The organism is Stutzerimonas chloritidismutans (assembly GCF_038562055.1).
GTDB classification, from domain to species: domain Bacteria; phylum Pseudomonadota; class Gammaproteobacteria; order Pseudomonadales; family Pseudomonadaceae; genus Stutzerimonas; species Stutzerimonas chloritidismutans_A.
On record NZ_JBCFXD010000004.1, the window covers coordinates 90,520 to 110,967 of the forward strand.

20 protein-coding genes are annotated in these 20,448 nt (G+C 60.7%); 10 read left to right on the forward strand and 10 right to left on the reverse strand.

What is annotated here, in order from left to right; translation table 11 throughout:
* Positions 1–72: 72 nt before the first annotated feature.
* Positions 73–612, forward strand: a complete 540-nt coding sequence (locus AAGW23_RS08540) for a TRAP transporter small permease subunit (RefSeq protein ID WP_342406044.1) — start codon at positions 73–75, stop codon at positions 610–612.
* Complete coding sequence (locus AAGW23_RS08545; RefSeq protein ID WP_319298346.1) at positions 609–1,919, forward strand: TRAP transporter large permease subunit; 1,311 nt, start codon at positions 609–611, stop codon at positions 1,917–1,919. Before AAGW23_RS08540 ends, AAGW23_RS08545 begins: the two co-directional genes overlap by 4 nt.
* A 61-nt stretch (positions 1,920–1,980) precedes the next feature.
* Here AAGW23_RS08545 and AAGW23_RS08550 read toward each other — a convergent pair whose 3' ends face one another.
* Entirely contained in the window at positions 1,981–3,276 is a 1,296-nt protein-coding gene (locus AAGW23_RS08550) for a flavohemoglobin expression-modulating QEGLA motif protein (protein WP_342406045.1), read from the reverse strand.
* A gap of 280 nt (positions 3,277–3,556) precedes the next feature.
* The gene (gene lysS / locus AAGW23_RS08555; protein ID WP_102835949.1) at positions 3,557–5,059 is read right to left on the reverse strand and encodes a lysine--tRNA ligase; all 1,503 of its coding nucleotides are present in this window, start codon (positions 5,057–5,059) and stop codon (positions 3,557–3,559) included.
* Between the two features lie 26 nt (positions 5,060–5,085).
* Here lysS and AAGW23_RS08560 point away from each other — a divergent pair, with 26 nt between their 5' ends.
* On the forward strand, positions 5,086–5,271 hold the full coding sequence (locus AAGW23_RS08560) for a hypothetical protein (protein WP_342406046.1): 186 nt from the start codon (positions 5,086–5,088) through the stop codon (positions 5,269–5,271).
* On the opposite strand, the gene prfB is transcribed toward AAGW23_RS08560, so the two are convergent.
* From prfB to recJ, 5 genes are all read right to left on the reverse strand, one after another.
* Positions 5,255–6,350, reverse strand: a protein-coding gene (prfB, locus tag AAGW23_RS08565) for a peptide chain release factor 2 (protein WP_342406047.1) whose coding sequence is annotated in 2 segments (ribosomal slippage) — positions 5,255–6,277 and positions 6,279–6,350 — 1,095 coding nt in all. Because the reading frame shifts where the segments join, the coding sequence is not laid out codon by codon here. The two genes, AAGW23_RS08560 and prfB, sit on opposite strands and share 17 nt — an antisense overlap.
* Before the next feature lie 156 nt (positions 6,351–6,506).
* Positions 6,507–7,277, reverse strand: coding sequence for a tellurite resistance TerB family protein (locus AAGW23_RS08570; RefSeq protein WP_342406048.1), 771 nt, complete (start codon positions 7,275–7,277; stop codon positions 6,507–6,509).
* 27 nt (positions 7,278–7,304) lie between these two features.
* A complete protein-coding gene (locus tag AAGW23_RS08575) occupies positions 7,305–8,414 on the reverse strand; it encodes an NADH:flavin oxidoreductase/NADH oxidase (protein ID WP_342406049.1) in 1,110 nt (369 codons plus the stop codon).
* Between the two features lie 262 nt (positions 8,415–8,676).
* The gene (locus tag AAGW23_RS08580) at positions 8,677–10,773 is read right to left on the reverse strand and encodes a molybdopterin oxidoreductase family protein (RefSeq protein ID WP_342406050.1); all 2,097 of its coding nucleotides are present in this window, start codon (positions 10,771–10,773) and stop codon (positions 8,677–8,679) included.
* Between the two features lie 260 nt (positions 10,774–11,033).
* The gene (recJ, locus tag AAGW23_RS08585) at positions 11,034–12,749 is read right to left on the reverse strand and encodes a single-stranded-DNA-specific exonuclease RecJ (RefSeq protein ID WP_342406051.1); all 1,716 of its coding nucleotides are present in this window, start codon (positions 12,747–12,749) and stop codon (positions 11,034–11,036) included.
* Positions 12,750–13,055: 306 nt separating this feature from the next.
* Between recJ and AAGW23_RS08590 the strand changes: the two genes are divergently transcribed.
* From AAGW23_RS08590 to AAGW23_RS08600, 3 genes are read left to right on the forward strand one after another with little or no spacing between them, the layout of a single operon-like run.
* Positions 13,056–13,805 carry a 5-oxoprolinase subunit PxpA gene (locus tag AAGW23_RS08590; protein ID WP_342406052.1) on the forward strand — a complete coding sequence of 250 codons (750 nt, stop codon included), beginning with the start codon at positions 13,056–13,058 and terminating at the stop codon, positions 13,803–13,805.
* Entirely contained in the window at positions 13,802–14,506 is a 705-nt protein-coding gene (gene pxpB, locus AAGW23_RS08595) for a 5-oxoprolinase subunit PxpB (RefSeq protein WP_342406053.1), read from the forward strand. The genes AAGW23_RS08590 and pxpB overlap by 4 nt, the downstream gene beginning before the upstream one ends.
* Positions 14,503–15,417, forward strand: a complete 915-nt coding sequence (locus AAGW23_RS08600; protein ID WP_342406055.1) for a biotin-dependent carboxyltransferase family protein — start codon at positions 14,503–14,505, stop codon at positions 15,415–15,417. Before pxpB ends, AAGW23_RS08600 begins: the two co-directional genes overlap by 4 nt.
* A 110-nt stretch (positions 15,418–15,527) precedes the next feature.
* Here AAGW23_RS08600 and AAGW23_RS08605 read toward each other — a convergent pair whose 3' ends face one another.
* On the reverse strand, positions 15,528–16,070 hold the full coding sequence (locus AAGW23_RS08605; protein WP_342406057.1) for a YaeQ family protein: 543 nt from the start codon (positions 16,068–16,070) through the stop codon (positions 15,528–15,530).
* A 175-nt stretch (positions 16,071–16,245) separates the two neighbouring features.
* Here AAGW23_RS08605 and AAGW23_RS08610 point away from each other — a divergent pair, with 175 nt between their 5' ends.
* Positions 16,246–16,464, forward strand: coding sequence for a bacterioferritin-associated ferredoxin (locus tag AAGW23_RS08610; RefSeq protein ID WP_342406058.1), 219 nt, complete (start codon positions 16,246–16,248; stop codon positions 16,462–16,464).
* 198 nt (positions 16,465–16,662) lie between these two features.
* A complete protein-coding gene (gene bfr / locus AAGW23_RS08615; RefSeq protein ID WP_342406059.1) occupies positions 16,663–17,133 on the forward strand; it encodes a bacterioferritin in 471 nt (156 codons plus the stop codon).
* A 151-nt stretch (positions 17,134–17,284) separates the two neighbouring features.
* Here bfr and grxD read toward each other — a convergent pair whose 3' ends face one another.
* Positions 17,285–17,611 (reverse strand): Grx4 family monothiol glutaredoxin, encoded by a 327-nt coding sequence (gene grxD, locus AAGW23_RS08620; RefSeq protein WP_019341028.1) that lies wholly within the window; start codon positions 17,609–17,611, stop codon positions 17,285–17,287.
* A gap of 270 nt (positions 17,612–17,881) precedes the next feature.
* Here grxD and argF point away from each other — a divergent pair, with 270 nt between their 5' ends.
* Both argF and AAGW23_RS08630 read left to right on the forward strand, forming a co-directional pair.
* Positions 17,882–18,802 carry an ornithine carbamoyltransferase gene (argF, locus tag AAGW23_RS08625; protein ID WP_342406060.1) on the forward strand — a complete coding sequence of 307 codons (921 nt, stop codon included), beginning with the start codon at positions 17,882–17,884 and terminating at the stop codon, positions 18,800–18,802.
* The gene (locus tag AAGW23_RS08630; RefSeq protein ID WP_342406062.1) at positions 18,799–19,908 is read left to right on the forward strand and encodes an ABC transporter ATP-binding protein; all 1,110 of its coding nucleotides are present in this window, start codon (positions 18,799–18,801) and stop codon (positions 19,906–19,908) included. The genes argF and AAGW23_RS08630 overlap by 4 nt, the downstream gene beginning before the upstream one ends.
* A gap of 15 nt (positions 19,909–19,923) precedes the next feature.
* Here AAGW23_RS08630 and tadA read toward each other — a convergent pair whose 3' ends face one another.
* Positions 19,924–20,442, reverse strand: coding sequence for a tRNA adenosine(34) deaminase TadA (gene tadA, locus AAGW23_RS08635; protein WP_342406063.1), 519 nt, complete (start codon positions 20,440–20,442; stop codon positions 19,924–19,926).
* Between the last annotated feature and the right edge of the window lie 6 nt (positions 20,443–20,448).

A 20,448-nucleotide genomic window follows, 5' to 3' on the forward strand; every position in this document is an offset into this window, starting at 1 on the left:
CGCCTGACCCACCCCCGACGCGGTCACGCGCCGGGGGTGCGATTCGCTCAATCCTTGCTCGTGGGGCCCGTCATGCGCCTGATCCATGCCTACATAAACGGCATCACCCGGCTCAACGAATTCATCGGCCGCTGGGTGGCCTACCTGATCTTTCTTATCTTCGCGCTGCTGCTGCTCGAAGTGTTCATGCGCTACCTGTTCTCGAGCCCGACCTCCTGGACCAACGAATTCGGACAGATGTTGTTCGGCGCTTATGTGGTGCTGTCCGGCGGTTACGTAATGGCGCACCGTGACCACGTCAACGTGGACCTGCTCTACGCCTCATTCAGTCCTCGCACACGCGCTTGGGTCGATATCTTCACCTCCAGTATGTTTTTTCTGTTTATGGCCGCGCTGCTGTATTTCGGCAGCTCCATGGCCTGGGAGTCGGTTCAAGGCATGGAAACCTCCTACTCCGCCTGGAATCCGCCGATCTGGCCGATCAAGGCGATGATTCCGCTCGGCACCTTGCTGTTGTTGCTGCAGGGCATTGCCAAGCTCTTGCAGGACATTCTGATTGCCTTGGGCCGTGAATCGGCCAGCGATACCGGCCACGCGGGGGATGCGCCATGAGCATCGAAATCACCACGTTGCTGTTCTTTCTGACGCTGGTCTTCTTTCTCGTACTTGGGCTGCCGCTGGCCTTCGTGCTGGGCGGTGTCTCGGTGCTGTTCCTTTATTTCACCTGGGGCGTCGACGCCTTCTACATGGTCGCTTCGCAGATGTGGGGCACCATGGAAAGCTTCACCCTGGTGGCCATCCCGCTGTTCGTGTTCATGGCCATGCTGCTCGAACGAACCGGGGTGGCGCGCGACCTCTATCGCATGATGCACCTGTGGTGTGGCGGCATGCGGGGCGGGCTGGCAATCGGCACGCTGGGGATCTGCGCGGTGTTCGGTGCCATGGTCGGCATCAGCGGCGCGGCGGTCGTGGCGATGGGCACCATTGCCCTGCCGGCCATGCTCGAACGCGGCTATGACAAGCGCATGGTACTCGGCTGCATCAACACCGGCGGCGGCTGGGGCATTCTGATTCCGCCAAGCATCATGATGATTCTCTACGCCATGATCAGCGGTCAGTCGGTCGGCAAGATGTTCGCCGCCGGCGTCCTGCCGGGCCTGTTGCTGGTGGGGCTGACGGTCACCTACGTGTTGGTGCGCTCGTTCCTGCAGCCCCATCTGGCACCTGCACTACCCAAGGAAGAGCGAGGCAGTTGGGGCGACAAGCTACGCGCGATACGTGCCGTGCTGCTTCCGATCGGCATCGTTGTCATGGTGCTCGGATCGATCATCGGTGGTTTGACGACCCCGACCGAGGCGGCCGCGATGGGCGTGTTCGGTGCGCTGATCTCCGCGGCGGTCTATCGCAAGCTGAACTGGCCGGTCCTGCAGGAAGCCGCTATCCGCACGTTCAAGCTGACCGGCATGATCGCCTGGATCCTGTTCGCGGCTCACGCATTCAGCTCGGCCTATCAGGGCATGGGCGCGCAGTCGCTGATAGAAGGCCTGATGATGGACCTGCCGGGTGGCCGCTGGGCCATCATCATCGTCATGATGGCGATCGTCTTCGTCATGGGCATGTTGCTCGATCCCGTCGGCATCATGCTGATCACTCTGCCGGTGTTCCTGCCGATCGTCGCTTCACTCGGCTTCGATCCGATCTGGTTCGGCGTGCTGTTCGTGATCAACATGGAGATCGGTTACATGACGCCGCCGTTCGGGTTCAACCTCTTCTACCTGAAAGGCATCGTCCCGCCCGGCATCACCATGAAGGACATCTACTGGTCGGTAATTCCCTTCGTGATCGTCAACATCATCGGCATGGGCATCATCATGCTGTTCCCCGAGATCGCGACCTATCTGCCGAACACGCTGTTCTGATCGAACCGCGCCGAAATAAAAAAGCCGGAGCAGATGCTCCGGCCTTTTTTTTGCGTGTCCATCAAATGATATTGGCGTAATCCGCCTCGATGCGGTCCAGGCTCAGGTGATTGAGGAAGTTAGAGAAGCACATCCATGCAGACAGCGCGTTCAGGTCCTGGAACTGCTGCGGCAGGTACTTCGGCGGCGCCACCATGCCCTCCTCGACCAGTTGGCGCAGGGTCCGCATGTCTTCCAGCGTGGTCTTGCCGCAGAACAACAGCGGGATCTGTTCCAGCTTGCCCTTACGCACCGCCAGCTGGATGTAGTTGTAGATCATGATGAAACCCTTCAGGTAGGACAGGTCCTTGGTGAAGGGCAAGCCATCGGGAGACGAGCCGCGGAACACGCGACTGGCATTGCCGTAGCTATCGTCGTCGGAATAGCCCTGCTCGCGGAAAAAACCGAACACATCAAGAAAATCCGCGCCCTCTTCCGCCATGTGGATAGCACGGGTACGGTTGGTGAGCTTGCGCAGGCGCGTCGGGTAGGAGGCGAAAGCGATGACCTCCATCAGGATTGCCAGGCCTTCCTGAGTCACGGTTGAGGACGGCGGGCCCTTGGCCAGGAAGGTGCAGATCGGCTGGTTCTGCCCGTTAAGCGTGGTGCCGACATGGACCAGCCCCTCGTGGACCTCCAGCGCACGAACGTCGCGCTCGTTGAACATCGCATCGCTGCGGATCTTGATGTAATCAGCGCCGGCGGCGGCATCGGCAAGAATGCCATCTGATTCGAATACGCGAATCACGCCTTCACCCTCGCCAAACACCAGATCCAGCCGGCGTTGCAGCAAGTCCACCGCCTGAGGTGCGCTAAGGACTTTGGCTTCGTCCTTCAGGTCCCCGCGGTCAGCGATGTTGTTCAGGTAGTCGGACAGCATCAGACCGAGGTCGGCGAGCGTCGGGTCACCAGCATGAAAGGCGTCAGAAGCGGCGCCGTAAAGCTCCTGGGAAATCAGGCCGAAATCTGCAGTGCCGCGTGCTTCGAGCATGCGGATCACCATCCGGTATTCCTTGCACATGCGCCGCATGATCTGCCCGACCGGGTTGAACTGGCCCAGTTGACGGGTGATGTCGCGTTCGATGTTCTGGAACTCTTCCTTCTTGGCGCTGGAATCAAAGCCAAGCGGACGGCCTTCGTAGTAAGCACGGTCGACTTGAGGCAGCTCACGGGCGCCAGCGGCAAAAAAACCTTGGCGAATGCTGTCGTCCCATTTCACTGCATCAAGCACGCGCAGCGGGGTTTGCGCTTCGACGATACGTTCGGACAGACCGCGCACCGTAAGCTGGTATTCATCCAGGTTGTTACGGGTATTCATCCGTACCTCGTCAGTGATGAGCCATAGCCTTCAACTTATACACCAGCGGACCCTGGCATTCCGTGCCCGGTTCGCGAACAGCCTGCTGGACGTATGGAGTGTGTCGGCCGACCTCAAGCAATCTGAACCAGCCGAAACCGCGATCTGGCTTACCCACGCCTTGCCATATCAGGCTGGGCATGACCACGGCGGGGTCCTCCGCCTACCCTTCGCCGCAGTCAGATCGCAGCTCAGGGATGACAGCCGCCCGACCCATTCGCCGGGCGGCTGAGTGCGCTGATCAGATCTCGGGACGCATGTGCGGGAACAGGATCACGTCGCGGATCGATGGTGAGTTGGTCAGCAGCATGACCAGACGGTCGATGCCGATACCTTCACCTGCTGTCGGCGGCATGCCGTATTCCAGGGCGCGGACGAAGTCGGCATCGAAATGCATGGCTTCGTCGTCACCGGCGTCCTTGTCACGGACCTGCGCGTGGAAGCGCTCGGCCTGATCCTCGGCATCGTTCAACTCGGAATAGGCGTTGGCGATCTCGCGGCCGCCAATGAACAACTCGAAGCGATCAGTGACGTTCGGATCGTCGTTGCTACGACGCGCCAGCGGCGAGACTTCGAACGGATAACGGGTGATGAAGGTTGGCTGCTCCAGCTTGTGCTCGACCAGCTCCTCGAAAATCATCACCTGCAGCTTGCCCAGCCCTTCGAAACCGAGCACCTTGGCGCCGGCTTTCTTGGCGATGGCGCGGGCGGTGTCGACATCCTGCAGGTCGGCAGCGCTGATCTCGGGATTGAATTTCAGGATCGCGTCGAACACGGACAGCCGTGCAAAGGGCTCGCCGAAGTGGAACAGCTTGTCGCCGTACGGCACGTCGGTGCTACCCAGGACCAGCTGCGCCAGTTCACGGAACAGCTCTTCGGTGAGGTCCATGTTGTCTTCGTAATCGGCATAGGCCTGGTAGAACTCGAGCATGGTGAACTCGGGGTTGTGCCGGGTCGAAACGCCTTCGTTACGGAAGTTGCGGTTGATCTCGAAGACTCGCTCGAAGCCACCGACCACCAGGCGCTTGAGGTAGAGCTCAGGGGCGATGCGCAGGAACATCGGCAGGTCCAGCGCGTTGTGGTGGGTCTCGAACGGTTTGGCCGCGGCGCCACCGGGGATGGTCTGCAGCATCGGCGTTTCCACTTCGAGGAAGTCGCGCTCGTTGAGGAACTTGCGGATGTGGCCGATCACCTGCGAACGCACACGGAAGGTGTGGCGGGTTTCTTCGTTGACGATCAGGTCGACGTAGCGCTGGCGATAGCGTTGCTCGGTATCGGTCAGGCCGTGGTGCTTGTCCGGCAGCGGACGCAACGATTTGGTCAGCAGCCGTACGTCGGTCATCTCGACATAGAGGTCACCCTTGCCGGAACGCGCCAGCGTGCCTTCGGCGGCAATGATGTCGCCCAGATCCCAATGCTTGATGGCTTCCAGCGTCTCGGCCGGCAACGTCTTGCGGTTGACGTAGACCTGGATGCGCCCGGTCATATCCTGCAGCACCATGAACGCGCCACGGTTAAGCATGATGCGTCCGGCCACCTTCACCGGGATCGCCGCTTCGGCCAGCTCTTCCTTGGTCTTGTCGACGTACTTCAGCTGCAGGTCGTTGCAGTAGCTGTCGCGACGGAAGTCATTGGGGAAAACGTCGCCCTTGGCGCGTTCGGCAGCCAGTTTTTCCTTGCGCTGAAGGATCAGGCTGTTTTCTTCCTCGTGGATGGCATGCTGGTTCAGCGGTTGTTCGCTCATGGTTTAAAAATGCCTGGATCGAATGAATGAATCCCGGGAAGGGTGTGTTGGAGGGCGTTTCACGTCAGCCCACCATGGCCTGCCCCTATTTTGGTGGGCTGACGCCCACCCTACAGCTGGACACTTGGAACTCGAGTTGGGTGGGCTGGGCGGCGTTCCGCACCAGCCCAACCGCGTTGGCCCAACTCAGTAGCGTTAAAGCCCTTGCTTGAGGCTGGCTTCGAGGTACTGGTCGATGTCGCCGTCCAGCACCTTGTGGCAATCGCTACGTTCCACGCCAGTACGCAGATCCTTGATGCGCGAATCGTCTAGCACATAGGAACGGATCTGATGACCCCAGCCGATATCGGACTTGGTGTCTTCAAGGGCCTGAGAGGCCGCATTGCGCTTCTGCATCTCCTGCTCGTACAACCGGGCCCGCAGCATTTTCATGGCAGTGTCCTTGTTGGCGTGCTGGGAACGCTCGTTCTGACAAGCCACCACGGTGTTCGTCGGTACGTGGGTGATACGTACTGCCGAGTCGGTGGTGTTGACGTGCTGACCACCGGCACCGGAGGAGCGGTAGGTGTCGATGCGCAGGTCGGCCGGATTGATCTCGATCTCAACCCTGTCGTCGATCTCAGGGGAGACGAACACTGCCGAAAACGAGGTGTGGCGGCGCGCTCCAGAGTCGAATGGACTCTTACGCACCAGGCGGTGCACACCGATCTCGGTGCGCAACCAGCCAAAGGCGTATTCGCCCTTGATGTGGACGGTAGCGCCCTTGATGCCGGCGACTTCACCTTCGGAGAGTTCGACGATCTCGGCACTGAAACCGCGCTTGTCGGCCCAGCGCAGGTACATGCGCAGAAGTATGTTGGCCCAGTCCTGCGCCTCGGTGCCGCCGGAACCGGCCTGGATATCCAGGTAGCAGTTGTTCGGGTCCATTTCGCCGCTGAACATGCGGCGGAATTCCAGCCCCTCCAGGATGCCACGCAGACGCTCCAGCTCGGCCGCGACGTCGTCTACGGCGCTCTGGTCGTCTTCTTCGACAGCCATGTCGAGCAGGTCGCGGGAGTCGGCCAGTCCACCTTCGAGATCGTCGATGGTTTCGACGATCTGCGCCAGGGTGGCGCGCTCGCGGCCCAGGTTCTGGGCGTACTCAGGTTTGTTCCAGACGTTCGGGTCTTCGAGTTCGCGGTTTACTTCAACAAGACGATCATGCTTCTGATCGTAGTCAAAGATACCCCCGAATTGACTGGGTGCGGTCGGACAGGTCCTTGATGCTGTTGAGGATCGGGTTGATTTCCATAGGTCGGCAGCTCTCAATCGGACGTTGCGAAAAGCCGGCGATTATAGCGCAGCAGGCTGCTGCTGACAGCCCAAACGGGACCGCCGGAGCGGCAAAAGTCAAGCGGGCTTAGTTTAGGAACGAGCGGAGGCGGCCCAGTAACCGCCCCGCATGCAGTCATGCGGAAACGCCGCGCACTTGGCTTTCCAGCTCGGCCTTCAGCCCCGCATCGAGTTTCAACTGGCGGGCCAGTTCGTCCAGGTAGGCACGCTCCATGAACTGCTCTTCATCGACCATCAGCACGCTGGCGATGTACATCTCCGACGCCATTTCGGGCGTGGTAGCAGCAGCGGCGACGTCTACCGGATCGAGTGGTTTGTTCAGCTCGGCTTCAAGCCAATGCTGCAAAGCTGGGTCATCAGTGAGCTGGGCCAGTTCAGCCTCGATCATCTTGCGTTCCTGCTCGTCGACGTGTCCGTCGGCTTTAGCCGCAGCGACCAGCGCCTTGAGGATGCCCCGGCTGTGCTCTTCCACTTGCTCGGGTGGCAGCCGGTCGACTGTCTTTGGCTCAGTCTGAACAGGGTTCGGCTGATTCACCCTGGCCCCACCCTGCTGCGCCTGTTGTGCCTGCCAGTTGCCGTAGGCTTTGTAGGCCAGCATGCCGAGCGCGGCCAAGCCGCCATAAGTGACCGCCTTGCCACCCATGCGACGCCCCCGTCGGCTACCGAGCAACATGCCAAGCGCGCCGGTGGTCAGCGCGCCTTTTCCACCGCCGCCCGCACCTCCGAGCAAGCTGCCAAATGGTCCGCCTGCGCCGGAAAGCAGGTCACCGAGCGAGCCGCTGCTGCTGCCCTTGGGAGCGCCTGGAGGCGTAACGGAGTTCTGCTGTTTTTGTAGAAGGTCCTGCCCAGACTTGAGCAGCTGATCGAGCAAACCGGAGGCTTTCATGGTGTTTCCTGCTTACGAATGGAGAGGTTAATCGAGCGAATCGGGAACCTGCCGGATCGGCGTGTTGCGGTGGGCCGCACGCACATACTGGGCAGGCCAAGGCACCGAGCTGTCACGCAGATCTTCGGCGGCATGCAGCGGCCAGTACGGATCACGCAGCAGCTCACGGGCCAGCAGGATCAGGTCGGCTTGGCCGGTGCGCAGAATGTGTTCGGCTTGGACCGCCTCGGTGATCATGCCGACGGTGCCGGTGGCGATACCCGCTTCACGGCGGACCTGCTCGGCGAACTGGGTCTGGTAGCCCGGCCCAACCGGGATTTCCGCGTTGACTGCCGTGCCGCCGGACGATACGTCGATCATGTCGACGCCCAGCGTCTTCAGCCGGCGCGCCAGCTCAACGGTTTCTTCCGAGTTCCATCCATCCTGGACCCAGTCGGTTGCGGACAGGCGAACGAACAGCGGCAACTCTTCCGGCCATACCGACCTTACCGCCTCGGTTACTTCCAGTAGCAGCCGGATGCGGTTTTCAAACGAGCCGCCATAGGCATCCTGGCGCTGATTGGACAGCGGTGAAAGGAACTGATGCAGCAAGTAGCCGTGGGCCGCGTGTATTTCGGCAATCTTGAAGCCAGCCGCGAGTGAACGCTCGGCGGCACGAATAAACGCCTGAATGACATCCCGAATCCCCGCCTCGTCGAGCGCGGTTGGCACTGCATGTTCCGGGTCGAAGGCAATGGTCGACGGACCTACCGGCGTCCAGCCTCCGGCGGCGATGGGGACGCTGCCATGCCGCCCAAGCCAGGGCTGCCAGGTGCTGGCCTTGCGGCCGGCATGAGCCAGCTGAATCCCTGCGACCGAGCCCTGAGCCTCGATGAAGCGTGTGATTCGCCGCAGCGGCTCAATGTGCTCATCCGACCATATGCCTAGATCCTCGGGTGAAATCCGTCCATTGGCCGAAACAGCAGTCGCCTCGATGATCACCAGCCCTGCCCCACCCACAGCGCGGCTACCCAGGTGGACCAGATGCCAATCGTTGGCCATCCCGGCCTTGGCCGAGTACTGACACATGGGCGATACGGCAATACGATTGGGCAGGGTCAGCTGGCGCAAGGTCAGCGGCTGGAAGAGCTGGGTCATGGAAACCTCGACTGCAGGGGATGCGTTTTTGGACATCCTTCAGTACAGACTGTTTCGGTGACTTTGCTCTGCTTGGGTGGTGTTTACCGAGAATTCGGTGACCGGGTGTTGCACACCGGTGTGAGCCAACATTGATCGACCGCCGGCATGACCTTCTGCGTACAAGGAGCGTCCACGCGAATCGCGGGTCGCTACCAGCTCAGGCTGTTCAAAATGTTGGCTTGGAGGATGGCAAACCACTCGCCATCCCCAATAACTGCAGTTACGCCGCCTCTACCTCCACCGGTACGCCGTTAAGTGCTGCGTTTCCAGACAAGGCATCGAGCTGACGCTCGTCGGTGAGGTCGTTGGCACTGGCACCCGGCTGGCGATTGGCAATCTCCAGCTGCGCACCGGGACGACCATGGCCCCAGCCATGGGGCAGGCTGACCACACCGGGCATCATCTCGTCGCTGACAGCCACTTCAACTTCGATCATGCCGACCCGCGAGCGTACCCGCACGCGCTGACCGTCAAGCAGCCCCAGCCGGCTCAGATCAGCCGGATTCATCAGCAGCTGATGGCGCGGCTTGCCCTTCACCAACCGGTGGTAGTTGTGCATCCAGGAGTTATTGCTGCGCACATGACGCCGGCCTATCAGGACGAGCTTATCGGCCGGCACGGCGATCGACGCAGCAAAACGCTGCAGATCACCGAGGAACAGCGGGGGCGCCGCCTGAACGCGCTGGCCATCGGTTTTCAGTCGCCCGGCCAGATTGGGCTTCAGTGGACCGAGATCAAGCCCGTGCGGATAGTCGCGCAGCCGGGAAAGACTCAAGTCCAGTTCGCTTTTCTCGCCATAAGGGCCGGCACGCAGGCCACGATCGATCATCTGTTCTGGCGCGACGGTGGGTTTGAGATCGCCACCGGTACGCGACGCGAACGCCTTGGCAAGGCCGATGAAAATTTCCCAGTCATGCAGCGCACCCTCCGGCTTGCTGAGGACCGGCTCGTTGAAGCGAGTAACGTTACGCACGGCGAACGTGTTGAAAGTGGTGTCGTAATGATCATGCTCCAACGGCGCGGTCGGCGGCAGGATCAGATCGGCGTAGCGGGTGGTTTCATTGATGTAGAAATCCACGCTGAGCATGAACTCCAGGCCGTCGAGCGCCTGCTCCAGCTTGCGCCCGTTGGGTGTTGAAAGCACCGGATTGCCGGCTACCGTCACCAGCACGCGAATCTGCCCATCCCCTTCGGTCAGCATCTCCTCGGCCAGCGCTGAAACAGGCAGCTCGCCGCCGTATTCCGGCAGTCCCGACACCCGGCTCTGCCAGCGGTTGAAATGTCCGCCCGAGGTGTTTGCCACGAGATCCACCGCCGGCTCCGTGCACAACGCGCCGCCAACCCGATCCAGGTTGCCGGTGACTAGGTTGATCGACTGCACCAACCACTGGCATAGCGTGCCGAACGCCTGGGTCGAGACGCCCATCCGGCCGTAGCAGACCGCTTTGTCCGCCGCAGCGAAATCCCGCGCCAGTTGCCGGATCTGAGCAGCCGGCACGCCGCAGCGTGGCCCCATCGCTTCGGCAGTGAACGGCTTCACCGCCGCCCTGAGCTCATCCAGGCCCGCCACGGGAAGATGGGTGGCACGCGTCAGGTCTTCGTCGAAAAGCGTACTGAGCACACCAAAAAGCAGCGCCGCATCTTCACCTGGACGGACGAATACGTGTTGATCGGCAATGGCAGCGGTTTCGCTACGACGCGGATCGACCACCACCAGCTTGCCGCCGCGCGCCTGCAATGCCTTCAGACGTTTTTCCACATCCGGGACGGTCATGATGCTCCCATTGGATGCTAGCGGGTTACCGCCCAGTATCAGCATGAAATCGGTGTGATCGATGTCTGGAATCGGGATCAGCAGGCCGTGGCCATACATCATCAGACTGGTCAGATGGTGAGGCAGCTGATCGACCGAGGTGGCTGAGAAGCGATTGCGGGTTTTCAGCTGGCCCAGAAAATAGTTGCTGTGCGTCATCAGCCCGTAGTTGTGCACGCTGGGGTTGCCCTGATAAACCGCCACCGCATTGTTGCCGTGGCGCTCGCGAATCCCGGCGAATCGTTCGGCTACCAGCGAAAAGGCTTCATCCCACTCAATTGCCTGCCACTCGTTGCCCACTCGTCGCATCGGGTGGCGCAGGCGATCAGGATCGTTCTGGATGTCCTGCAATGCGACGGCCTTGGGGCAGATGTGGCCACGACTGAAACTGTCCTGAGGATCTCCCTTGATGGAGACGATCTGCTCATCACGGGTTTCGATGGTCAGGCCGCAGATGGCCTCGCACAGATGACAGGCACGGTGGTGCTGGGTCGTTTCGCTCATCGCGGGCTCCAGAGGATTGTTCTTGTAATCAGATCACTCTAGGCCGGAGTCGGGCCTGCGCCAATCATGCACGCCCTGACAAATAGCGCCCGATTCAGATAACCGATCTTGCTCAAGCAGCCCGTTCTGGAACGGCATCAGGCGATGAACGCCTCAGTGGGCCGCAACCTGACATCTGCAACCGCTTAGCATTGGAGACAAACGCTGCGGTTGCCGCAGCGAATCGAGCGACGGCCTTACTGCGAGTGCAGCCCCATCGGTCATCGCGCAGCGATATGCGCCACCAGCAACTGCACGCTTTCACGCCCACGGAATTCATTGACGTCCAGCTTGTACGCCAGATCGGCCCAGCGCACCGTCGGGTTGGGCCAGAGTTCGCGATCAATGTTGAATGCAATTGCATCGAGGGTTAGCGAACCGCATTCGCTCTTGAGCACCATTTTCAGGTGTTTCTCCCCCACCAATCGCTGCTGCACCAGTTGGAAAACGCCGTGAAAAACCGGCTCTGGAAAGTGCTGCCCCCATGGCCCGGCATTGCGCAGCGCCTTGGCCAGTTCAAGATGGAATTCCTCGACGCTCAACTGGCCATCGGTCAGTAAACGCCCGGTGAGGTCGTCCTCGCAGAGCTGACGACGCACCTCGGCATCGAATGCGGCCGCGAAGGCACCGAAATTGCCCTCGGGCAACGACAAGCCCGCAGCCATTGCGTGTCCGCCAAACTTGCTGATTAAACCCGGATGGCGCGCCGCAACCGCATCCAGCGCATCACGGATATGAAACCCCGGCACCGAGCGCGCCGACCCTTTGAGCACGCCTTCCCCGGCATCGGCGAAGGCGATGGTCGGCCGGTGATAACGCTCCTTGAGTCGTGAAGCGAGGATCCCGATGACGCCCTGGTGCCAGTCCGGCTCGAACAAGCACAGGCCGAACGGCATGTCTTCAAGCGGTAGGTCTTTCAGCTGGGCCAGCGCTTCGCGTTGCATGCCCTGCTCGATGCCCTTGCGGTCCTGGTTGAGCTGGTCGAGCTGAACAGCCATGTCGCGCGCGAGCGCTTCGTCTTCACAGAGCAGACACTCGATGCCCAGCGCCATGTCGTCGAGGCGACCTGCCGCGTTCAAGCGTGGGCCGAGAATGAAGCCCAGATCGGTCGAGGTGATGCGGCGATGGTCACGTGCGGCGACGTCCAGAATTGCACGTAAACCAGGCCGTGCCCGACCTGCACGGATTCGCGCCAACCCCTGATGAACAAGGATGCGATTGTTCGCGTCCAGCGGCACCACATCGGCGACGCTGCCCAGCGCCACCAGATCCAGTAACTCGGCCAGGTTCGGTTCCGCCCAACCATTGCGGCTGAACCAGCCCCTGTCACGCAGGGCCGCACGCAAGGCCAGCAACACGTAGAAAATAACCCCGACGCCGGCAATGCACTTGCTTGGAAAAGCGCATTCAGGCTGATTGGGGTTGACGATGGCATCGGCCGCCGGCAACTCGGGACCCGGCAGATGATGATCGGTCACTAGGACCTTGAGGCCTGCCGCCTTGGCTGCCGCTACGCCGTCGACACTGGAAATGCCGTTATCCACTGTCACCAGCAAATCAGGCTGACGCTCGAGCACCACGGCAACGATCTCTGGCGTCAGGCCGTAGCCGTACTCGAAGCGATTGGGCACCAGATAGTCGACGTGAGCGGCACCCAGCTGGCGCAGGCCCAGCACACCCACCGTGCTGGCAGTGGCGCCGTCGGCATCGAAATCGCCGACGAACAAGATGCGTTGGCGACGTTCCAGCGCCTCGACCAGCAGCGCCACAGCGGCGTCGATGCCCTTGAGTTGACCGTAAGGGATCAAGCGCGCCAAGCCCTTGTCCAGCTCGCTAATCGACTGCACGCCACGGGCGGCGTAGAGACGCGTCAACAGGGGCGGCAGGTCGCCCAGGTCGGGAAGCCGTTCGGGAAGGGGGCGGGGTTCGATGCGCATCTGTTGATTATCCGGTGCAGCGTGAAGTGGGTGGCAGCGATAAGCGGTGCGCGCGGGCTGGCCATAGCGGCGACCATGGCAGACGCAACGGCGCAGGGCGATTTTTCAAGTAGAGGGCCAGGCAGCCTTGGCGGCAAGTACCGGCGCAGCAGGTGCCGCTTGAGCTGGCCGCCAGCATACAGCAATGAATTGCTGCGGGGCGCGCCGCCGACCGGGTGCCTGTTGATCAGCAATCGCAGATCAATGCTTTATCATCGCGGCGACACCTTTGCCCGATACCAACCCCGATTTATTCCGGAGACCGGCATGAAGCGCCTGCTACTTAATTGCGATATCGGCGAGAGTTTCGGGGCCTGGACCATGGGCCTGGACGCCGAGGTCATGCCTTTCATCGATTGCGCCAACGTGGCCTGCGGCTTCCATGCGTCGGACCCGCAGATCATGCGCCGCACAGTGGCTCTGGCAACCCAGCATCAGGTCATGATCGGCGCGCACCCGGCCTACCCCGACCTGACCGGTTTCGGACGCCGCTCCATGGCTTGCAGCCCGGACGAAGTGGAGAACATGCTGCTCTATCAGCTCGGTGCGCTCGAAGGCATCTGCCGCGCGGAGGGCACCGAGGTCAGCTATGTCAAACCGCACGGGGCGCTCTACAACGACATGATGCGCAAGCCCGAACTGCTCCGCGCGGTCATGAACGCCGTCATCGGCTACTCGCCCACACTGCCCTTGATGCTGATGGCGACCCGCGACAACAGCGCTGCTCAGTCGCTGGCTGATGAGCTGGGCGTAATGCTGTGGTTCGAGGTGTTTGCTGACCGCGCCTACGACCCGGACGGCAGGCTGGTCTCCCGCGACCAGCCCGGCGCTGTTCATCACGACACCGAGAAGGTCGCCGCTCAGGCTCTAAGCCTCGCCAGAGGCGAAGCGATCGGCGCCAACGACGGCAGCCTGCTGAGGCTGCATGCCGACACCCTCTGCGTACACGGCGACAACGCCGGCGCTGTCGCCGCCGTTCAGCGGATACGCCAGGCACTTGAGCATTTGGCGGAATGAAGCCTCGTATAGAGGTGGTCGGCATCGATTGCCTGATGCTGCGCCTGTTCGACGAGATCGACGAAACCCACATGCCATGGCTGCTTGCCGCAACCCGACGGCTGCGCGAAGCCTTCGGTGAGGCGTTATTGGACCTGGTGCCCTCCTACACCACCGTGCTGGTGCACTACGACCTGCAGCAACTGGATGACGATCAGGCGCGTCAGCGAGTGGCTGAAGCGCTGCACAACCTGCAGCCAGACGCCGGCGGACAGACGCGTGAATTGAACATTCCAGTGTGGTACGACCCAAGCGTCGGCCCCGAACTAGAGGCATTGGGCCAACGCAGTGGGCTCGGCATGGCAGGCGTGATCGAACGGCACAGCGCCCGCACCTACCAGGTTTTCGCGCTGGGATTTGCACCGGGCTTCGCCTTCATGGGGCTGGTCGACGAATGCCTCGCCAGCCCGCGCCTGCAAACGCCGCGTAAGCGAGTCCCGGCCGGCAGCCTGGGTATCGCTGATCGCCAGACGGCCATCTATCCGCTGGTTTCTCCCGGCGGCTGGAACCTTATCGGGCGCAGCCCCACCCGTCTGTTTGACCAGGCGCTGGAGGGCTACAGCATCTGGCAACCCGGTGACAGGGTGCGCTTTCAGCCCATCGATCACGCCGAATTTGTCCGGCTTGGGGGAGATGACATGCCTTACGAGGGGACGCCATGACACTGTTGATAGAGCGCAGCGGCGCCCTGGCCAGCCTCCAGGACGGCGGTCGATTCGGCGTCCGTCATATTGGCGTGACCCAGGGTGGTGCTGCTGATTGGGTGTCGCACGCCTGGGCCAATTGGCTGCTGGGTAATCCCCTTCAGGCCACCACGGTGGAAATCACCTTGGGTAACCTGACTCTGCTCGCGGAGGCAGATGGCTGCCTGGCGCTGAGTGGCGCCGATCTCGCGGCGACCGTGGAAGAACAGCCCATCGCCGCGGGACGCAGTTTCACCATCCGCAAAGGCCAACGTCTGCGCTTCGGCACGCCGCTACGGGGCGTGCGGGCCTATCTCGCCGCACCAGGCGGGTTCGCGGCGCCGCTTCTCCTGAGAAGCTGCGCCACGGTACGCCGAGAGCAACTCGGCGGCCTGCACGGCGATGGCCAACCCCTGACCGAGGGGGACCGCCTCACCTACAGTGGCGGCTCTGCTCGCGCACGCGAATTGTGCCCTGAACAGAACCCTCCACTGTTTACCGATACGCCATTAGAGGTCGTGCTAGGCGCGCAGATCGGAGATTTCAGCGGCCAGAGCCTGTTTGACGTATTCAATCGCCCCTGGACCGTCGATCAACGTGCCGACCGTATGGGCGTTCGTCTGCTGGGGCCGGTACTGCGTAGTTCAAGGCTGTCGATGATTTCAGAAGGCGTGCCGCTGGGTGCTATCCAGGTGCCACCGGATGGCCAGCCCATCGTCCTGCTCAATGACCGGCAAACCATTGGCGGCTACCCGAGGCTGGGTGCCCTGACACCACTTGCCGTGGCGCGGCTGGCGCAGTGCCAGCCAGGCACCGAGGTCCATTTAAAGCCAATAGCCCTGCAGGCTGCGCAACGAGAGCAACGTCGCTTGCTCGCCCAGTGGCTATAGGTGCGCGCGGCCGAAATCAAGGAAGAAAGGAAAGCGCCGCCTACAAAGGGGCGCTCGGAACACGCGAACAAGTCCTGTCAGAGGCGGATGATGGGGCCGTCGGTCCCGCCTCAGCCGCGCTCTCCAATCAGCCACTCAAGCGGCACTTCATGCTGACCGCGCTCATCGGTGATGAACAGTGAACCCTCACTGACCATTACGCTCCAGCTGATTGCTCGGGGCAAATCGCGCGCCACTGATTCCAGTGCCTCCTGCCCCACCGCTACGACGTTGACTTTCTTCAGGCTGCGCACACTGTCGAGCACCTTCGTCTGCCATACCCGCAGATTTCCGTACGCGACCAGGCTGAAGCGCTCGGCGCGTCTGGAGCACCAGGTGATCCGCTCGGCATCCGGCTGACCAACTTCAATCCAGTGCAGCACGCGATCATCAAGGCTTTTCTCCCAAAGCGCCGGTTCATCGACGTCTGAAAGCCCACGACCGAAAGCGAGCTTTTCGTCGTACCAGAGCACGTAAGCGATCAGCCGTGCGACCAGGCGCTCCTCTGTCTCCGAGGGATGCCGAGCAACGGTAAAGCGCAGATCCTGATACACGTGGCGATCAAGGTCGGTGAGATTGATCTCGACCTTATACGGTGTGGCTTGCAGCGCCATGACAGCTCCGGGCGGATAAAAAGGACACGCAGTTTAACGTATCGACACACGTTCAGAGGCACTCCTAGCGTGGCTCGCTACCGCACCGCGAACTAAAAATCCGACGAGCGTTCTTTGACAATCGTTCTCATTATATTTAGCATCCAATCATTCGCTGACCCAACGGGTAGTTCATATGTACGTGTGTCTTTGCCAGGGCGTTACCGACGGCCAGATTCGTGAAGCCATCTATGAAGGTTGCTGCAGTTATCGTGACGTGCGAGACGCCACTGGCGTGGCGACCCAATGCGGTAAATGCGCCTGCGTCGCCAAGCAAGTCGTCCGCGAAACCTTGAGCGATCTACAGAACGCCAGCGCCTCCCTGGCTTACCCAGCCGGGTTCTCACCCGCCTGAATCCACATCGAATTATCCCAGCCGGGCACATGCCCGGCTTTTTTCTGCCCGAGAATCAAGGCCTTGGCTGACAGTCGCGGAACAGACTTATTCTTATTTCGCTTTACCCTTTATCATTCAAGGACTTAGGTTTGACAGCACCCAGGTTCGTGGCCAGACTGCGCTCACTAACGAACCCGATCGACGCAGGGCACCGACATGAAAGGCGACAAGCTGGTCATTCAGCATCTGAACAAGATCCTTGGCAACGAACTGGTCGCAATCAACCAGTACTTCCTGCATGCACGCATGTACGAGGATTGGGGCCTCGGCAAGCTCGGCAAGCATGAGTACGAAGAATCCATCGACGAGATGAAGCATGCCGACAAGCTGATCAAGCGCATCCTCTTCCTTGAAGGCCTGCCCAATCTTCAGGATTTGGGAAAGCTGCTGATCGGCGAAAACACTCGGGAGATGCTCGAGTGCGACCTCAAGCTCGAGCAAGGCGGCATCCAGGACCTGAAGGTCGCCATTGCCTATTGTGAAAGCGTCGGCGACTACGGCACCCGCGAGCTGCTCGAAGACATTCTTGAATCCGAAGAAGAACATATCGACTGGCTGGAGACCCAACTGAGCCTGATCGGCAAGGTTGGCATGGAGAACTACCTGCAGTCGCAGATGGACGAGTAGACCGTCGCTTTTCAACGAAAACGGGAGCCTAGGCTCCCGTTTTCGTTAATGCCTGACGCAACTGAACGTCACTTCACGTTGAAATATCGAAGCCTGCCTAAATGCAGGCATAAAAAAACCCGCTCTTTAGCGGGTTTTTTCGGAGTAGCTATCAAGCGCCAGCTTTTTCAACGGCTTGCTTGATCAGCGGTTGCAACTCGCCCTTTTCGAACATCTCCAGGATGATGTCGCTGCCACCGACCAACTCGCCATCCACCCACAACTGGGGAAAGGTCGGCCAGTTGGCATATTTCGGTAGGTTGGTACGAATTTCAGGGTTTTGCAGGATGTCGACGTAGGCGAACTTCTCACCACACCCCATCACAGCCTGGGTCGCACGGGCGGAAAAACCGCACTGCGGTGCATTAGGCGAGCCTTTCATGTAAAGCAGCACCGGGTTCTTTTCGATCTGCTCTTTGATGGTTTCGATGATATCCATGGGGCACCTCGGCTAGTCTCGGTTGCCGCGCATTGTACAGAACAGCAGCCTAAAAGCCGAGTCACGGACTCGGCTTTTATTAACGCACATGCAGCACAACTTCCCTGAAGCGCACGATTTTGGCGCGCTGAGGCCGATTTGCGCCGGCTGAGGCTTTCTGGATAAGATCGCGCCTTTCCCGTTTCGTCGCCATCTATGCGACCCCTGTCGTAGGCCCTTCTATTTCGTCGAAATCCCCGGCCTCGACTGCGGCAATGAAAGGTAGTTGATATGAGCGCAAGGCATTTTCTCTCACTGATGGATTGCACGCCCCAGGAGCTGTTAGGCCTGGTCCGTCGCGGCATCGAGCTGAAGGATCTGCGCGAGCGCGGCATTCTGTTCGAGCCGCTGAAAAACCGCGTTCTGGGCATGATTTTCGAAAAAGCCTCGACCCGCACGAGATTGTCTTTCGAAGCGGGAATGATTCAGCTCGGTGGCCAAGCCATATTCCTTTCGCCGCGCGACACGCAACTGGGTCGCGGCGAACCGATCAGCGATTCCGCCATCGTCATGTCGAGCATGCTCGACGCCATCATGATCCGCACCTTCGCTCATTCAACACTGACCGAATTTGCGGCGAACTCCTCGGTACCGGTAATCAACGGACTGTCTGACGATCTCCACCCTTGCCAGTTGATGGCCGACATGCAGACGTTTCATGAGTTGCGCGGCAGTATCGCGGGCAAAACCGCAGCGTGGATCGGAGACGGCAATAACATGTGCAATTCTTATATGGAGGCTGCGCTTCAGTTCGATTTCCAGCTGCGTATCGCTTGCCCTGAAGGCTACGAGCCCAACAGCGAGCTGCTCGCGCAGGCCGGTGACAGAGTGAAGGTATTCCGCGACCCACGCGAGGCAGTGGCTGGCGCACACCTGGTCAGCACAGACGTTTGGGCTTCCATGGGCCAGGAAGATGAAGTCGCCGCGCGCATGGCCACCTTCCGTCCGTATCAGGTCGACCGGGCCTTGCTCGACGCGGCCGCTGAAGACGTTCTGTTCATGCATTGCCTGCCGGCACATCGCGGCGAAGAAATCAGCCACGACGTGCTCGACGACAAGCGTGCAGTCGCCTGGCAACAGGCCGAAAACCGCCTGCATGTGCAGAAAGCCCTGCTTGAGTTCCTGGTCGAGCCGGCTTACCACCACGCATGAGCCATGAGCCGCTGCTGCACCTGCGCGACCTCGCCTGCGGTTATGGCGAACAGAGCATTGTGCAGAACCTCAATTTGCACCTGAATCGTGGTGATATTGGGTGCCTTCTCGGGCCATCCGGTTGCGGCAAGACCACTACGTTGCGGGCAATTGCCGGATTCGAGCACGTCAACGATGGTGAGATCCAACTGGGCGGCGCCGTGCTTTCAAGGCGAGGTTTCACCCTGGCACCCGAAAAGCGCCGGGTCGGCATGGTGTTCCAGGACTATGCGCTGTTCCCGCATCTGACGGTGACCGAAAATATCGCCTTCGGGATTCGCAAGCATCCGCAATCACAACGCATCGTGCGCGAAATGCTAGAGCTGGTGCATCTCTCCCCGCTCGGCAAGCGCTATCCGCACGAACTTTCCGGCGGCCAGCAGCAACGTGTTGCGCTCGCCCGTGCACTTGCACCCGAGCCGGAACTGCTCCTGCTAGACGAACCGTTCTCCAATCTCGACGGCGACCTGCGCCGGCGCTTGAGCCATGAGGTCCGCGAGATTCTGAAGGCCCGTGGTACCAGCGCCATCCTCGTCACCCACGATCAGGAAGAAGCCTTCGCTGTCAGTGACCAGGTCGGCGTATTCAAGGATGGTCGGCTGGAACAGTGGGACACGCCGTTCAACCTCTACCATGAGCCGCTTACACCTTTCGTGGCGAGCTTCATCGGCCAAGGCTATTTCATTCGTGGCCAGCTGATAGACCCGGAGACGGTGCAGACCGAACTGGGCGTCATTCGCGGCAACCGCGCCTACACGATGCCGGCCGGCAGCTCGGTGGATGTTCTGCTGCGTCCGGATGACATCGTCTATTCACCGGAGAGCAGGCTCAAGGCACTCATCGTCGGCAAGACTTTCCTTGGTGCCTCGACCTTGTATCGACTGCAGTTACCCACCGGCAATCAGCTCGAGGGAATATTTCCCAGCCACGCGGACTACCCGACAGGCCAGGAAGTGGGCATTGCCATCGCTGCCGACCACCTGGTGGTGTTCCCTGCACAAGGCAGCGTTGCTGCCTATGAAAAACTGCCAGAAGCGGGCGTGCGGCGTTACAGCAGCAACGTTTGAGCTTAGTTCCCGCCGTCACTCCTCCGACCGAGCTTCCATCGCCTCGCCGCTGCGTGACTTGAGGCGTCGCGCCCTGAAGAACTCACTCAGTATCTCGCTGCAACGCTCCGCAGCGACACCGCCCTCGATCAACACACAGTGATTGAGAAAATCCTGCGAGAAGAACTGCCCCCGACTGACCGCAACCCCCGCCTTGGGCTCCGTTGCGCCGTACACGACCCGTTGCACACGTGAATGAACAATCAACCCGGCGCACATGCTGCAGGGTTCCAGCGTCACGTACAGCGTGCTCCCCGGTAAGCGATAGTTTTCCAACTTCGACGCCGCGTCGCGAATAGCGACCATCTCAGCGTGGGCGCTGGGGTCGTGGCTCGAGATCGGGCGATTGAAACCTCGGCCAATTATATGGCCGTTGTGTACCACCACCGCACCGACCGGGACTTCCCCGAGCCTTGCCCCTTCGGCGGCAAGGGCCAACGCCTCGCGCATGAATTCATCATCACGTGAACGATCGATGATCTTCGGTCTTTTCATTTAAGC

What these genes read in the sequence shown, in the direction of transcription:
- AAGW23_RS08540 (WP_342406044.1), top strand. Translation starts at nt 73, where the DNA reads ATGCGCCTGATCCATGCCTACATAAACGGCATCACCCGGCTCAACGAA.
- AAGW23_RS08545 (WP_319298346.1), top strand. Translation starts at nt 609, where the DNA reads ATGAGCATCGAAATCACCACGTTGCTGTTCTTTCTGACGCTGGTCTTC.
- AAGW23_RS08550 (WP_342406045.1), bottom strand. Translation starts at nt 3,276, where the DNA reads ATGAATACCCGTAACAACCTGGATGAATACCAGCTTACGGTGCGCGGT.
- lysS (WP_102835949.1), bottom strand. Translation starts at nt 5,059, where the DNA reads ATGAGCGAACAACCGCTGAACCAGCATGCCATCCACGAGGAAGAAAAC.
- AAGW23_RS08560 (WP_342406046.1), top strand. Translation starts at nt 5,086, where the DNA reads ATGAATCCCGGGAAGGGTGTGTTGGAGGGCGTTTCACGTCAGCCCACC.
- AAGW23_RS08570 (WP_342406048.1), bottom strand. Translation starts at nt 7,277, where the DNA reads ATGAAAGCCTCCGGTTTGCTCGATCAGCTGCTCAAGTCTGGGCAGGAC.
- AAGW23_RS08575 (WP_342406049.1), bottom strand. Translation starts at nt 8,414, where the DNA reads ATGACCCAGCTCTTCCAGCCGCTGACCTTGCGCCAGCTGACCCTGCCC.
- AAGW23_RS08580 (WP_342406050.1), bottom strand. Translation starts at nt 10,773, where the DNA reads ATGAGCGAAACGACCCAGCACCACCGTGCCTGTCATCTGTGCGAGGCC.
- recJ (WP_342406051.1), bottom strand. Translation starts at nt 12,749, where the DNA reads ATGCGCATCGAACCCCGCCCCCTTCCCGAACGGCTTCCCGACCTGGGC.
- AAGW23_RS08590 (WP_342406052.1), top strand. Translation starts at nt 13,056, where the DNA reads ATGAAGCGCCTGCTACTTAATTGCGATATCGGCGAGAGTTTCGGGGCC.
- pxpB (WP_342406053.1), top strand. Translation starts at nt 13,802, where the DNA reads ATGAAGCCTCGTATAGAGGTGGTCGGCATCGATTGCCTGATGCTGCGC.
- AAGW23_RS08600 (WP_342406055.1), top strand. Translation starts at nt 14,503, where the DNA reads ATGACACTGTTGATAGAGCGCAGCGGCGCCCTGGCCAGCCTCCAGGAC.
- AAGW23_RS08605 (WP_342406057.1), bottom strand. Translation starts at nt 16,070, where the DNA reads ATGGCGCTGCAAGCCACACCGTATAAGGTCGAGATCAATCTCACCGAC.
- AAGW23_RS08610 (WP_342406058.1), top strand. Translation starts at nt 16,246, where the DNA reads ATGTACGTGTGTCTTTGCCAGGGCGTTACCGACGGCCAGATTCGTGAA.
- bfr (WP_342406059.1), top strand. Translation starts at nt 16,663, where the DNA reads ATGAAAGGCGACAAGCTGGTCATTCAGCATCTGAACAAGATCCTTGGC.
- grxD (WP_019341028.1), bottom strand. Translation starts at nt 17,611, where the DNA reads ATGGATATCATCGAAACCATCAAAGAGCAGATCGAAAAGAACCCGGTG.
- argF (WP_342406060.1), top strand. Translation starts at nt 17,882, where the DNA reads ATGAGCGCAAGGCATTTTCTCTCACTGATGGATTGCACGCCCCAGGAG.
- AAGW23_RS08630 (WP_342406062.1), top strand. Translation starts at nt 18,799, where the DNA reads ATGAGCCATGAGCCGCTGCTGCACCTGCGCGACCTCGCCTGCGGTTAT.
- tadA (WP_342406063.1), bottom strand. Translation starts at nt 20,442, where the DNA reads ATGAAAAGACCGAAGATCATCGATCGTTCACGTGATGATGAATTCATG.